Below are 13,154 nucleotides of genomic sequence, written 5' to 3' on the forward strand. Positions count from 1 at the left end.
GCTGCGGCGGCAGGACAGGCGCTCCCACACACACATTGCGCCGCCGCAGCTCCGCTTCAGCCCGTGGGGGACGCCGCTGGCTTTCAGCCAACCCACGGGCGGGGCGCCGGTGACACGTGGGAGCGTCACGCTCGGGTCACAAAAGTGAGAGGCCCCGCACGGGAGGCGGCGCAGGTGAACGAACTTGCGTCTATCAGCCGCAAGGGCTTGCACCTTGCTCCCTAGCCGCCTAACTACCGGTTCAGCTTAACCTCTTTTCTGCATGAAACTCATCATCGCCATCATCAAACCGTTCAAGCTCGAGGAAGTGAAGGCCGCGCTCGCGGAAATCAACGTCGAGGGTATGACGGTGACGGAAGTTAAGGGCTTTGGCCGCCAGAAGGGGCACACGGAAATCTACCGCGGCAGCGAATACACCGTCGACTTCCTGCCGAAGGTGAAGCTCGAGGTGGCCACGACCGACGCGCTGGCGCCCCGGGCGGTGGAGGCGATCGTCAAAGCGGCCAAGACCGGCAAGATCGGTGACGGCAAGGTGTTCGTCCTGCCGGTCGAAGAGGCGATCCGCATCCGCACCGACGAACGCGGCGAAGCGGCCATCTGAGCCGGTCGCGTTGGGATCTTTCGCAAGCCAGCCCGAGAGGGCTGGCTTTTTTGTAGGTGCCGTGGATGACGCAGACGGAGGTGGCGCTTGGTATCGAACCTGCTTTTTGGATGAGGCACTTTCCACGCCGCCATGAAGCTCGTCACCGCCATCATCAAGCCGTTCAAGCTCGAGGAAATCAAAGCCGCCCTGGCCGAGATTCAGGTCGAAGGGATGACGGTGACGGAGGTGAAAGGCTTTGGCCGGCAGAAGGGGCACACCGAGATCTATCGCGGGACGGAGTATACCGTCGATTTTCTACCCAAGGTCCGGATCGAGATTCTGGCCGCCGATGAATCGGTGCCGAAGATTCTGGAGACGATCATCTCGACGGCCAAAACCGGCAAGATCGGCGACGGGAAAATTTTCATCTCGGCGGCCGAAGACGTGGTGCGGATCCGGACGGACGAGCGCGGCGAGGCGGCGCTGTAACGGCACCGCAGACGAGTGCGACGTCTGGTCCGTAGGCGGAAACCGCCTTGCGGCGGGCGGAGCGCGCGGCCATCACTCGTGCGCCGCCATGAAAATGATCTCCGCCATCATCAAGCCGTTCAAACTGGAAGACGTGAAGACCGCGCTCGGCGAGGCCGGCGTGGAAGGCATGACCGCCACGGAGGTGAAGGGTTTTGGCCGCCAGAAGGGGCACACCGAAATTTACCGTGGCAGCGAATACACGATCGATTTCCTGCCCAAGGTGAAGATCGAAATCGCCGTGCCTGACGCCCTCGTGCCGAAAGTGATCGATGCGATCATCGCGTCGGCGAAGACTGGACGGATTGGAGACGGAAAAATTTTCGTGACGTCGCTCGACGAGGTGGTGCGGGTGCGCACCGGCGAGCGCGGCGATGCAGCGATCTAGTCGAAGGCAGCGTCAGGTCAGCGCGCGGGCGCGGAGCCGGAACTGCCGCGGCGTCACGCCGTGCTGTCGACGGAACAAGTGGTAGAAATGGCTAAGACTCTCGAAGCCTGCGGCCAGCGAGATGTCGGCGATGGCGCGACTGGAGAACTGCAGCTCCACCGCAGCCCAATCGAGTCGTTGCGCGTTGACCAGATCCGTGGGCGTGACGCCGTGCACGCGACGAACCATCCGCGCGAGATGCTCGGGCGAGCAGCCGGCGAGCCGGACCAGCTGGTTCACGCCGCCGGCGAGCTTTTGCGGATCGGAGAGCTCCCTACGCGCTGCGGCGAGCCATGCGGGCTCGGTCGCCTGTCGCTCGGGCGCTTCGCGCTCGCGCAGCAGGTGAAAGAGATTGAGCAGGAAACGATCAACATCGGCGATTGTGAGGGTGCGGAGGCTCGCCAGTTCACGCGCGGCTTGGTCCAGTGCCCGCAACTCGGCCCCGGATAGCTGCACGCCGAGCGGCATCGCCGCATCGTGCCACCACGCGCCGCGGTGCCGGGCAAAATAGCGCCTGCGGGCGGCCGCGAGCAGATCGCGGCGGAGCGCGAAATTGCAGACCGTGCCGCCGTTCTCGCCGGCGCCGAGGAAGTGATGGCGGTCGAGCGGACGAATGAAAACCAGCCGACCGCGGCCGAGCTCGGTGGTGACGCCGTTCACCGTGTGCCGCATGACGCCTTCCGAGACCCAGAACACCTCAGGATAGTCGTGGTCATGCAGCGGGAATTCCTCGCCGACGGCCTTGTGCGACCAGGAGATCTGCGCCACTCGGCGGGCGGACATCAGCCGGTTCCAACGAAGGGTCAGGGACATCAATAAACAGCAAGAAAACATCGGCGCGGCGACAAGACAGATCGCGGCGGGCGGCGCTAGAGTCGGCGGATGACCCCACGGCTTTCTTTCATTACCGCGAACTTCGTCGCCCGGCAGCTGGGCTATCATATGCCCAAAGGCTGGATGCAGGGCGACGACGCGGCGCAGGCGTGGTTTGCGCCGCTCGCCACGTTCCCGGAACGGTTCGAGGCGATGCTGCAGGAGGTGAAGCGACTCGGCTTCACGGCGATCGATCTCTGGGGTGCGCACCTGCACTGGCGCTGGGCGACGCAGGTGCACCTCGAGCACGCGCGGGCGCTGCTCGCGCAGCACCAGCTTCCGGTGCGCAGCTACGCGGCGTGGGTTCCCGGGGACGGGACCGACCTGCGGGCGGCGTGCCGGTTCTGCCAGCAGCTCGAGATCCCGATCATCGCCGGACACATCGAACACTTCGCTCACAACCGCGCGGAAGCGGTCGCGATCCTCCGCGAGCATGGCGTTGCCTATGCGATCGAGAATCATCCGGAAAAGAACGCGGCGGAGGTGCGGGCCAAGATGGGCGAGGGCGACGAGGACGTGGTGGGCGTGGCGCTCGACACGGGCTGGTGTCTGACGCGCGGCTGGGATCCCGTCGCGGCATTGCAAGAGCTGGGTCCGCGCGTGATGGCTGTGCACTTGAAGGATGTGAAGCCGCCGCGCGCACAGAAGTCCGGTTTCGAAATGACCGATATGGGGCACGAGACGTGCCGGCTCGGCACGGGCCTCCTGCCTTTGACGACGTTCCTGACCGCGCTCCGGCAGCGGGATTTTCGCGGGCCGATCGGACTCGAGCACGAGCCGGAGGATTTCGACCCGAGCGAGGATCTGCGACAGGGGCGGCTTTTTGTGGAGCACGAGTGGGCCGCGGTCGAGGTCAAGGAGAGTGTGCCGCCGCTGCGCGTCGCGGTGGTGGGCTGCGGCAACATCGCGAACGCCTACGGCGACGCGATGCGGACGCATCCACAGATCCAGATCTTGGGCGCGAGCGATCTCGACCGGGCGCGGGCGACTGCGTGGGTGGAGAAGAACGGCGGACGTGTTTACGGCTCGCTGCAGGACGTGCTGGCCGATCCGGCCGTCGAGGCGGTGGTGAACCTCACGATCCAGAACGCCCACGTGGAGGTGGTGACGCGCTCGCTTGCGGCGGGGAAGCATGTTCACACGGAGAAACCGCTGGCGCCGACACGCGCCGAGGCGAAAAGGCTGGTGGACTTTGCGGCGGCGCGCGGGCTGCGGCTGAGCAGTGCGCCGGTGACTTGGCTTGGCGAAGCGCAGCAAACGGCGTGGAAGCTGGTGCGCGACGGGCGCATCGGGACGCCGCGCGTGGCGTATGCGGCGGTCGATTGGGCGCGCATCGAGTCGTGGCATCCGAATCCTGTCCCGTTCTACGCGGTGGGACCGGTGTTTGATGTGGGCGTTTATCCGCTCGCGCTGCTGACGGCGTGGTTCGGCCCGGTGGCGAAGGTCACTGCGGGCGGTGGGATCGTGCTGCCGAATCGCCGGACGAAGTCAGGCGAGTCATTCACGTTGAAAACCGAGGACTGGATCGTGGCGGTGCTGGAATTTCGGAATGGGCTGCGCGCGCGGTTGACGGCGAATTTTTATGTGGGCGACCCGGCGCCGAATCGTGCGGGATTGGAGATCCACGGTGACGAAGGATCGATCGCGACGGAGTGGTTCGCGGCGACCGCGCCGGTGAAGCTGGGCGCGGCTGGCGGCAGCTATCATCGCGTGCGGCCGGTGCGTCCGTCGGCGGGCGAGGGGCCATGGTGGTGCGACTGGGGCGCCGGCGTGCTCGAACTCTGGCGCGGGCTGCGGTTCAACCAGCCGCATCCGACCGGCGGCGCACACGCGGCGCATGTGGTCGACGTGATGGAGAGCGTGCACCGCGCGATCCGAGAACAGCGCGCGGTGGAGCTGACGAGCGAGTTTCCCGCGCCTGAGCCGCTCACGTGGGCGAAGTGAGGGCGAAAATCCGAAGCACGAAATTCGAAATCCGAGGGAAGCACGAAGTCCGAATGAGCGAAAAGGCTGGGGCCAGCGCAGGACGTTGTAGCCGGGCTCGGTGAGCCCGGCAGCGAGCAACCATGCCGGCCGGGGTCAACGACCCCGGCTACAGCGGAAAAACAAAGAGCCGCGACGAGGGCGTCGCGGCTCTTGAAGTGAGCGGACGGCTCGGAGAGCCGTCCCTACCGTGGGGGATCAGGCGGTCTTCTTCGCGGGGAGCGCGCGGGTCGCGATCTCGGTCTTGAGCTTCGCGATGTAGGCATCGGCGGTCATGACGCCCTCGTCGCCGCGAGCGCGGGAGCGCACCGACACGCTGTTCGCCTCGGCCTCTTTTTGACCAATGACGAGCGTGTAGGGGACCTTGTCGATTTCGGCGCGACGGATCTTGGCGCCCAGCTTGTCGCTGTGCTCGTCGAGCGTGGCGCGGAAGTTTTCCGCCTTCAGCCGGCCGAGCAGTGCACGGGCGTAGTCAGCGACCTTGTCACTGATCGGCACGAGCCGCACCTGTTCGGGCGCGAGCCAGGCCGGGAAGTCGCCAGCGAAGTGCTCGATCAGCACGCCGCAGAACCGCTCCATCGAGCCGAACGGTGCGCGGTGAATCATCACCGGCCGATGCGGTTGGTTGTCGGCGCCGATGTAGCTGAGGTCGAAGCGCACGGGCAGGTTGTAATCGACCTGCACGGTGCCGAGCTGCCACTCGCGGCCGATCACGTCCTTGATGACGAAATCGATCTTCGGCCCGTAGAACGCGGCCTCGCCGGGCTCCTCGGTGAACGGCACGCCGAGCGTCTTCGCCGCCTCGCGGCAGGCGTTCTCGGCCTTGTCCCAGTTGGCGGCGTCGCCGGTGTATTTGTTCGAATCCGGATCGCGGAGACCGACGCGCACGCGGTAGTCGGCCATACCGAGCGTGCTCAGGATGATCTTCACGAGCGAGAGGCAGCCGAGCACCTCGGCGGCGACCTGCTCCTCAGTGCAGAACAGGTGCGCGTCGTCCTGGGTGAAGCCCCGGACGCGGGTCATACCGTTGAGCTCGCCGGACTGTTCCCAGCGGTAAACGGTGCCGAACTCCGCGAGCCGCACGGGCAGGTCGCGGTAGGAGTGCGGCTGCGAAGCGAAGATCTTGATGTGATGAGGGCAGTTCATCGGCTTCAGCATGAAGCCGCTGAGCAACTGGTCGTCGGGGCGGACGCGATCGGGGGCGATCGACTCCTTGCCAGTGCGCGCGTTGATTTGCGCGGCGAGATTCGCCGACACCGCTTCGAGCCGGGCGAACGCCTCGGCGCACGAGCAGTTTTCGCCGATCGCCTTCGCGAGCGAGTCGGTCTCGAAGATGGGAGAGAACTGCGAGTCCTTGTAGTAGGGGAAGTGGCCGGAGGTCTTGTAGAGCTCGAGCTTGCCGATGTGCGGTGTGAACACCTGCTGGTAGCCCTGCTTGCGGAGCTCCTCGCTGATGAAGTTCTGCAGCTCCTGCCGGATCACGGCGCCATTGGGCGTCCAGAGCACGAGACCCTGGCCCACGTCTTCGTCGATGTGGAAAAGCTTCAGGTCCTTGCCGAGCTTGCGATGATCGCGAGCCTTGGCCTGCTCCTGGCGTTCGAGATACTGCGCGAGTTCCTCCTTGGTCGGGAAGGCGGTCCCGTAGATGCGCTGGAGCTGTTTGTTCTTCTCGTCGCCGCGGTGATAGGCACCGGCGATCGTGAGCAGCTTGAACGCCTTCAGCTTGGAGGTGTAGCGGACGTGCGTGCCGGCGCAGAGGTCGACGAACTCGCCGTTCTGGTAGAACGAGATTTTCTCGTCGGCAGGGATGTCGGCGAGCCGGCCGAGCTTGTAGCGCTCCTGACCGCGGGCCTTGATGATCTGCACGGCCTCGTCGCGGGAGACCTCCTTGCGGAGGAATGGCTGGTTTTCGTCGGCGATCTTCTTCATCTCCGCCTCGATACGAGTGAGGTCTTCGGCGGTGAATTTGTGATCGAGGTCGATGTCGTAATAGAACCCCGTGTCCGTCGGCGGTCCGATGTCGAGCTTCGCGTCCGGAAAGAGGCGAAGGACGGCGGTCGCAAGAATGTGCGACCCCGAGTGACGGAGTTCTTCGAGCGGAGTCATGGCCATGGCGTATGTTGGTTGTGGTCCTGCCTACGATTGCAGGGCCGGAAGGAACAGAGCGCCGCGAAACCCGGGGCGTGTCAATCCGCGGAACAGAACAGCCGTGGCAGTAACGGGCAAGACGGTGTGCCCGAGCCGTAGCCGCACGGCTTTGCCGTGCGGACGTCGCTGTGAGCCCGTGGGGACCGCGTCGTAACCGACGCGGCTACAACACCTCGCCGGCAAGGACGGCACCCTCCGCCCGAAATCAGAAGGGCGTCGCGTCGACGCGCACCGGACCGAGCAGCAGGTATTGGTCGTGCGCCGGAGCCCAGGTCGGATCGTTGCCGCCGTAGAACACGTTGTGCATGTATTGCGTGAGCTTCCACGACTGGCCGGGTTGGAGGAAACGAAACGCGCGGTCGACGCGCAGCGCGCCGTCGATCCACAGCTTCACCAATCCATCACGCTCGGGCGTGCCGAGATCGACGCGAAGTTTTATCCGATAAGTGCGGCCGGCCTCGACGTCCTGCGCGAAGAACCGGTCCCCATATTTTTCGGTCTGTTGCGGCCAGTAGAGGTAGAGTTCGAGGTAGTTCTGCGGCGCGGCGGAGAAACGCGTGTCGCGGCGCCACATCGGGCGGACGCTCATACCATCAGGTTTGCCGAGCCCGCCGGACGGATGTGAACCGCCGCTGATCCCGGGGAGCTTGCCACCGCCGTGCGGCGGCTGGTTGTTCTGGCTGAACTCCCACTCGGGCGGAAAGTAGACTTCGTATTCGAGGGTGTAGCTGTCGGCCGGCGCCAGGTTGGCAGCGAACTTGACGCCGCTGTCGGGGCCGCCCCATTTGCCGGCAGGGAAGTCGACGCGGAGCCATTTGCGATCCGAGTTGGCGGGTTTTTCGGCGATGCTGGCTTTGCTCGGTGCGTCGAACCACTGCAGCGTGGGCCAGTCTCGGGTCGCCTCCGTTTTGGTGTAGGCTTGGCCGGCGGGCCAGCGGGCGTAGTCGACGGACCAGGCGGCCGGCGCCGCGTGTGCGACCCAGGTGGTGAGCAGCAGAAGCGGGAGAAAGAAGGGGCGCATGAGCGGCACTACTTTTTTGCCGGTTCGAGCGAGTAGCCGTCTTTGCGGTCGAGCATCGACCAGCCGGCAGCAGCGATCTCCTTGCGGAGCGCATCGGCGGTGGCAAAATCCTTGGCCTGCTTCGCGGCCCAGCGTTTCTCGGCGAGCGCGGTCACCTCGGCGGGGACTTCGGCTTTCGGCGCCGTAGGCGCATCGAGCTTGAGGCCGAGCGCGAACATCACACGGTCGAACGACTCGACGTCGGCCTCACCTTTGCCCCGGTTCACGATTGTGAACAGCGCGCCGAGCGCCGCGGGCGTGTTGAGGTCGTCCTCCAGCGCCGCGATCACTGGCGCGAACACGTGATGGGCAGCCCCGCCCGCCGCGAGCGTAGCGCGATAGGCGCGCAGCGTCGCGAGCGCCTTCTCTGCGGCGTGCAGCGAATCGAGGGTGAAGTTGAGCTGCTTGCGCGGGTGGCCGGAGAGCAGCGCATAGCGCACGGCCATCGGCGAGAAACCCTTCTGCTTCAGGTCGTCGAGCGTGTAGAGGTTGCCGAGGCTCTTGCTCATCTTCTTGCCGTCGACCAGCAGGTGCTCGCTGTGATACCAGTGCCGCGAGAACTGCACGCCGTTGCAGCATTCGCTCTGCGCGATCTCGTTTTCGTGGTGCGGGAACAGCAGGTCGACGCCGCCGGTGTGCAAATCGATTGTCTCGCCGAGATGCTTCTTGCTCATCGCGCTGCACTCGATGTGCCAGCCCGGCCGACCACGGCCCCACGGACTGTCCCAACTGTTTTCGCCGTCGTCGGGCTTGTGCGCTTTCCACAGCGCGAAATCGCTGCCGTCTTCCTTCTCGTCCGCATCAACCGCCTGCGACTTGCCGGCGAGCGCGCTGCCGATCTGCAGCTCGCGCTCCTTCACCCGTGAGAGCCGGCCATAGTCGGAGAACGACGACACCTTGAAATACACCGAGCCATCCGCCGCGCGGTAGGCGTTGCCCTTCTGCATCAGGCAATCGATCATGTCGACCTGCTCGCGGATGTGTCCGGTCGCGGTCGGCTCGATGTGCGGCGGCAGGCAGTTCAACGCGGCGCAATCGGCGTGGAACTTGTCCGTCCACTGGCGCGTGACGTCGGCGAGGGGGCGGCCTTCGTCGCGGGCGCGCTTGATCGTCTTGTCGTCGACGTCGGTGAGATTCCGGACGTGCTTCACCTTCGGGGCGCCAAACTCCAGCTCGAGCATGCGACGGAGGATGTCGTTTACCACGAAGGTCCGGAAGTTGCCGATGTGCGCCGGGGCATAAACAGTCGGGCCGCAGTTGTAGAAACGGAAAACGCCATCCGGATGCGAGGGCTGGAGTTCGCGGAGATTGCGGGTGAGCGAGTCGAAGAGCTTGAGCGCCATGGCGGGAAGGGAACGAGCAACGTGGAGGAAAATTTGGCGAAGCGAAATGTTTGTTTTTGACGGCCGGCAACTCGGCTGGACGCAGGGCGCCGGCTCCAGATCCGTCGGCGTCGGCCGATAAGAACAGATTGCCTGCCATGGACGCGTCCCCCGAGCCTGAGCCCAAGTCGGTCCTCCGAACGACCACGCGCGCCGGCGGCAAGGCGGCGCGCTGGCGACTGCCCCGCTGGCCGGTGCTGGTCGGGATGGTGGGCGTGGGCGCGGCCGTGACGACCGGCACGCTCGTCAAACGCCGCGTGGACGCACGGCAGCACGCCGAGATCCAGGCGATCCGGATGGAGGTGAATGCCTCGCGGTCCGAACTCGCGGTCTATTGGGCGCGGGTGGTGAGTTTGCGAGCCGAGGCGGAGCGGATGCGTGCGGCCGCCGAATCGAGCCGGGTGGAACCGGCGAAGTCCTGGACGCGGGCCCGCGCGCGCTGTTTCGATGGGTTCGTCGAGCGGGTGCATCGCCGTGCCGACGAGGTAGCGTTCGACGAGCAAAGCAAAGCGATCGAGGCCGCGTGCGCGCGGGGCGACGTAGCCGCGGCGCGGGCGGGCTTGCTGCAGTTGACCTCGGTCAGTTTCCCGTCGACGGCAAAACTCGCCGCGTTGAAAGCCGAGGCGTATCTGCAGCCGCTGGCGGAGTTCAGCCGCCAGACGCCGGACTACTATCGGGCATTTCAGCAGCACGAACCGGAGGCGGCGCGCGAGGATTTCGCCGCGCTGCGGAAGGAGCTTGCCGGCGCCGAGATCGAAGCGACGACGCCGCAGCTGATGTTGAAGATGGAATTGTTCAGCACGGTCGCGCCCAAGGACGATCCGTTGCTGGAGGACATTGCGGCGCTGGCGTCGGCAGCGGATTTTTTTGAGAACCCCGATCCCGCTACGCTCGCGGCGTGGCGGCGCGCGCAGCGCGCGATCCGGATCGCGGAGTGGCCGACGGCGGCGGCCGAGATGCAGTCGATCTTGCGGACCACGGTGAGGACGCGGCAGCCCTTCCGGGCAGCGTACGGGCGGGCAATCCTGCAGAACAAGCCGGACGATCCCGGCGCGGCGTATCCGTATTTGGAAGAGGCCGCGGCCGCGGGCGACGCGGCGGCGCGGGCGTGGGTGGTGCAGCAGGATCTGGCGCAGGGCCGCACCGCGCAGGCGTTGCGCTGGCTGGAAGTCGGCGCGATGGCGGGCGACAAGGAGAACGCGGCCAAACTACTCGAACTTTATGCCCTGCCGCGGACGGCGGTGCCGCGCGATCCGAAACGGGAAACCGGCGTGCTTTTGCGGCTCGCCGCGGGACCCGATGCGCCGCCGCTTGTCGCTATGCTGCTCGCGCGACATTACGAGGAGGGCGGCGGGTTGCCGACCTCGCCGGCGAAGGCGTTCGCCTGCTATCGGGAAGCCGCGGAGAAGAAACACGTGCCGGCGTTTGCGGAGGTCGCGCGACGTTATCTGCAGGGCGACGGCATCGCGGCGGACCCGGATCAGGCGCGCGACTGGGCGTGCCGGGCGTTCGCCGCGGGCGAGCAGGAAGCGGCGTTGCCGCTGCTCATCGAGCTGATGAACACCGCGCCGGAGCGAACGGCGCCGGCGGTGCAGCAGATGTTCGAGCAGGAGCAAGTCGCGGGCGCGGCCGGGTTCGACGACACGCGGATCGGCGGGCCGAGCATGGCGCAGCTGCAGATGCAGCTCGCGCGGTTCTTCGATCAAGCGGGCGACTACGCGCAGGCGGCAAAGTTTTATGAGAAATCCGGCAGCCGGGATCCGGCGGTGATAAAACGCCGCGGCGAGCTCACCACCGTGCGGCCGTGCGAAACCTGTGGTGGCGTCGGCAAGGTCAGACAGTCGCCGCCGTGCCCGACGTGCGAGGGCAAGGGCACGGTGCTTTGCCCGTTGTGCGACGGCCGCGGGTATAACTTTGCGCCGGGGAGTCCGCCGTGTTCGACCTGCGGCGGATCCGGACAGGTGCGGCAGGACGGCCACGTGTTCGCGTGCTCGACCTGCGGCGGCACGGGCAAGGCGAAGAGCAGCGTGATCAAGCAGCCCTGTCCGAATTGCGCGCAGGGCAGGGCGGCGTGCCGCGAATGCGGCGGCACGGGCCGGCGCACGGTGCTGAAAGAGTGTCCGGACTGTCATGGAACAGGCGCCCGCGCGCTGGCGGACCAGTAGCCGGGCAACGCTCGGCTGACGCATCCGGGTCAAGGGATGCGCAGTCGCGGCCGAAAAACGGGTGGTGCGCGGCTGTGGACGTGTGTTAGGTTGACCGCTCACACCATGGCTGAATCCTTCAAACTCGATCTTACCCAGCGCCCGCGCCGGCTGCGCCGCACGGCCAGCCTGCGCCAGCTCGTCACCGAGACGGTGCTGCGACCGGCGGACTTCATCGCGCCGTTGTTCGTCATCGACGGCAAATCGGCGCCGCAACCGATCGCCTCGATGCCGGGCGTGTCGCGGTTCGCCATCAACGATCTGGTGAAGGAGTGCCGCGCCCTGGCGAAGCTCGGCGTGCCGGCGGTGGCGCTGTTTCCCAAACTGGATGCGCGGCTGAAGGACGAGGAAGGCACCGCGGCGTTGCACGAGGACGCGCTGATTCTGCGCGCGGTGCGCGCGGTGAAGAAGGCGGTGCCGGAACTGACGATCATGACCGACATCGCGCTCGATCCCTATACGACGCACGGCCACGACGGCGTGCTCACGCCGGCGCGCGACGACGTCGACAATGATCGCACGGTGGAGATTCTGGTGAAGATGGCGGTGCTGCATGCGCGCGCGGGCGTCGATCTGGTGGCACCGAGCGACATGATGGACGGCCGCGTCGGCGCGATCCGCCAAGCGCTCGACGCCGCAGGCTGCACCGGCACGGGGATCATGGCGTATTCGGTCAAGTTCGCCTCGGCCTACTACGGTCCGTTCCGCGATGCCGTGGGCAGCGCGACGGCGGCGGGCACGCACCTGCTCAGCAAAGCGACGTATCAGCTCGATCCGGCCAACCGGCGGACGGCAATGACGGAGCTGGCGCTCGATGAAGCGGAAGGCGCGGACATCGTGATGGTGAAACCGGCCGGACCTTACCTCGACATCATCCGCGACGTGCGCAACGCGACGAACAAGCCCGTCGCGGCGTATCAAGTTTCGGGTGAGTACGCGCAGCTACAAGCGGCCGCGAAGCTGGGCTGGCTCGACTTGGCGCGGACGCGGCACGAGTCGCTGCTCGCGATCAAGCGGGCGGGCGCGGACATGATCCTGACGTATTTCGCGAAGGAAATGGCGACGGAGCTGAAGAGGTAGCGCTGAAGAGCTTGAAAGGTGCGTAGGGCCGCGACGAGGGCGTCGCGGCTCCATCAACTCCGGCCGAGCGGGCGGGATCCGACGTTCGCTGAAGGCTGCGCCGGACAGACTGCCCGCGCTGCCGAGCTAAAACGGCGAGCGCGGCACTTGGATCGCGTCGCCGGGCACGAGTCGCGGATCCTGCTCCGGGCGTTTTTGCGCGAGCTTCACGTCGACGTCGTAGCTCTTCTGGTCGCGGACGAGGCTGACGCGCGTTTCCTTCGCATAAAGGCTGAAGCCGCCGGCGGCCTGGATCGCTTTGGCGACGGTGAGATCAGGCGTCCACACGATCCGGCCCGGCCGCATCACCTCGCCGCCGACATACACGAACCGTTCGGTGACGGAGACCGAAACGTCGACGGCGTTGTAGATTTTTCGCGCGAGGTAAGTTTCGCGAATCCGCGTGGCGAGTTCGCCGGCGTTTAGACCCGCGGCGGAAACCGGTCCGATGAATGGCAGGCTGATGCTGCCCTGATCGTCAATCTGCACGGCTTGGGTGCTGGGATCAGGCACACCCTGCAGCGAAACCGTGAGGCTGTCGCCGCCGCGCAGTTGAGCCGAGGAGGTGGCGGACGGGATCTCAGGATTTGGGCCGCCGACGGTGCCGTCCGTCACACAGCCCGCGAGAGCCAGAACCGCAGCGGCGAGGGGGGACAGCGAGGCACGGCGGAAACGCATGCGGCGAGCGTGGGTGCGCCAGCCCGCGAACGCAACGTCGGGATCGAGGAGTGGCGCGGGCGTCCCGCCCGTGTGGAGGTGCGGGCAGAATGATTTGGCGGCAAGAGAAGAGTGGAAAGAGGGGCATCGCTGCGCTCACGCGCAGGGCCACGAAAACACCCAGGGGCGG

At 66.2% G+C, this 13,154-nt stretch carries 11 protein-coding genes; 6 read left to right on the forward strand and 5 right to left on the reverse strand.

Features of this window, described 5'->3' with window-relative positions; translation table 11 throughout:
* The first annotated feature begins 262 nt into the window (after positions 1 to 262).
* The 3 genes from OTER_RS12545 (at position 263) to OTER_RS12555 (ending at position 1,499) form a co-directional block, all read left to right on the forward strand.
* On the forward strand, positions 263 to 601 hold the full coding sequence (locus OTER_RS12545; protein ID WP_012375295.1) for a P-II family nitrogen regulator: 339 nt from the start codon (positions 263 to 265) through the stop codon (positions 599 to 601).
* A 132-nt stretch (positions 602 to 733) separates the two neighbouring features.
* Positions 734 to 1,072, forward strand: coding sequence for a P-II family nitrogen regulator (locus OTER_RS12550; protein ID WP_012375296.1), 339 nt, complete (start codon positions 734 to 736; stop codon positions 1,070 to 1,072).
* An 88-nt stretch (positions 1,073 to 1,160) separates the two neighbouring features.
* The gene (locus OTER_RS12555) at positions 1,161 to 1,499 is read left to right on the forward strand and encodes a P-II family nitrogen regulator (RefSeq protein ID WP_012375297.1); all 339 of its coding nucleotides are present in this window, start codon (positions 1,161 to 1,163) and stop codon (positions 1,497 to 1,499) included.
* A gap of 12 nt (positions 1,500 to 1,511) precedes the next feature.
* On the opposite strand, the gene OTER_RS12560 is transcribed toward OTER_RS12555, so the two are convergent.
* Complete coding sequence (locus tag OTER_RS12560; protein WP_012375298.1) at positions 1,512 to 2,351, reverse strand: helix-turn-helix transcriptional regulator; 840 nt, start codon at positions 2,349 to 2,351, stop codon at positions 1,512 to 1,514.
* A gap of 69 nt (positions 2,352 to 2,420) precedes the next feature.
* Between OTER_RS12560 and OTER_RS25185 the strand changes: the two genes are divergently transcribed.
* Positions 2,421 to 4,355 (forward strand): TIM barrel protein, encoded by a 1,935-nt coding sequence (locus OTER_RS25185; RefSeq protein WP_012375299.1) that lies wholly within the window; start codon positions 2,421 to 2,423, stop codon positions 4,353 to 4,355.
* Between the two features lie 237 nt (positions 4,356 to 4,592).
* On the opposite strand, the gene thrS is transcribed toward OTER_RS25185, so the two are convergent.
* The 3 genes from thrS to cysS all read right to left on the reverse strand — a co-directional run bounded on the left by thrS (position 4,593) and on the right by cysS (position 8,945).
* A complete protein-coding gene (gene thrS / locus OTER_RS12575; protein ID WP_012375300.1) occupies positions 4,593 to 6,506 on the reverse strand; it encodes a threonine--tRNA ligase in 1,914 nt (637 codons plus the stop codon).
* Between the two features lie 241 nt (positions 6,507 to 6,747).
* The gene (locus tag OTER_RS12580; protein ID WP_012375301.1) at positions 6,748 to 7,563 is read right to left on the reverse strand and encodes a polysaccharide lyase; all 816 of its coding nucleotides are present in this window, start codon (positions 7,561 to 7,563) and stop codon (positions 6,748 to 6,750) included.
* Between the two features lie 8 nt (positions 7,564 to 7,571).
* Positions 7,572 to 8,945, reverse strand: a complete 1,374-nt coding sequence (gene cysS, locus OTER_RS12585) for a cysteine--tRNA ligase (protein WP_012375302.1) — start codon at positions 8,943 to 8,945, stop codon at positions 7,572 to 7,574.
* Positions 8,946 to 9,082: 137 nt separating this feature from the next.
* Here cysS and OTER_RS12590 point away from each other — a divergent pair, with 137 nt between their 5' ends.
* Both OTER_RS12590 and hemB read left to right on the forward strand, forming a co-directional pair.
* The gene (locus tag OTER_RS12590; RefSeq protein WP_012375303.1) at positions 9,083 to 11,149 is read left to right on the forward strand and encodes a Sel1 domain-containing protein; all 2,067 of its coding nucleotides are present in this window, start codon (positions 9,083 to 9,085) and stop codon (positions 11,147 to 11,149) included.
* 105 nt (positions 11,150 to 11,254) lie between these two features.
* A complete protein-coding gene (gene hemB / locus OTER_RS12595; protein WP_012375304.1) occupies positions 11,255 to 12,268 on the forward strand; it encodes a porphobilinogen synthase in 1,014 nt (337 codons plus the stop codon).
* A gap of 126 nt (positions 12,269 to 12,394) precedes the next feature.
* On the opposite strand, the gene OTER_RS12600 is transcribed toward hemB, so the two are convergent.
* The gene (locus tag OTER_RS12600; RefSeq protein ID WP_012375305.1) at positions 12,395 to 12,985 is read right to left on the reverse strand and encodes a polysaccharide biosynthesis/export family protein; all 591 of its coding nucleotides are present in this window, start codon (positions 12,983 to 12,985) and stop codon (positions 12,395 to 12,397) included.
* Positions 12,986 to 13,154: the final 169 nt, after the last annotated feature.

The organism is Opitutus terrae PB90-1, assembly GCF_000019965.1.
Taxonomy (GTDB): domain Bacteria; phylum Verrucomicrobiota; class Verrucomicrobiia; order Opitutales; family Opitutaceae; genus Opitutus; species Opitutus terrae.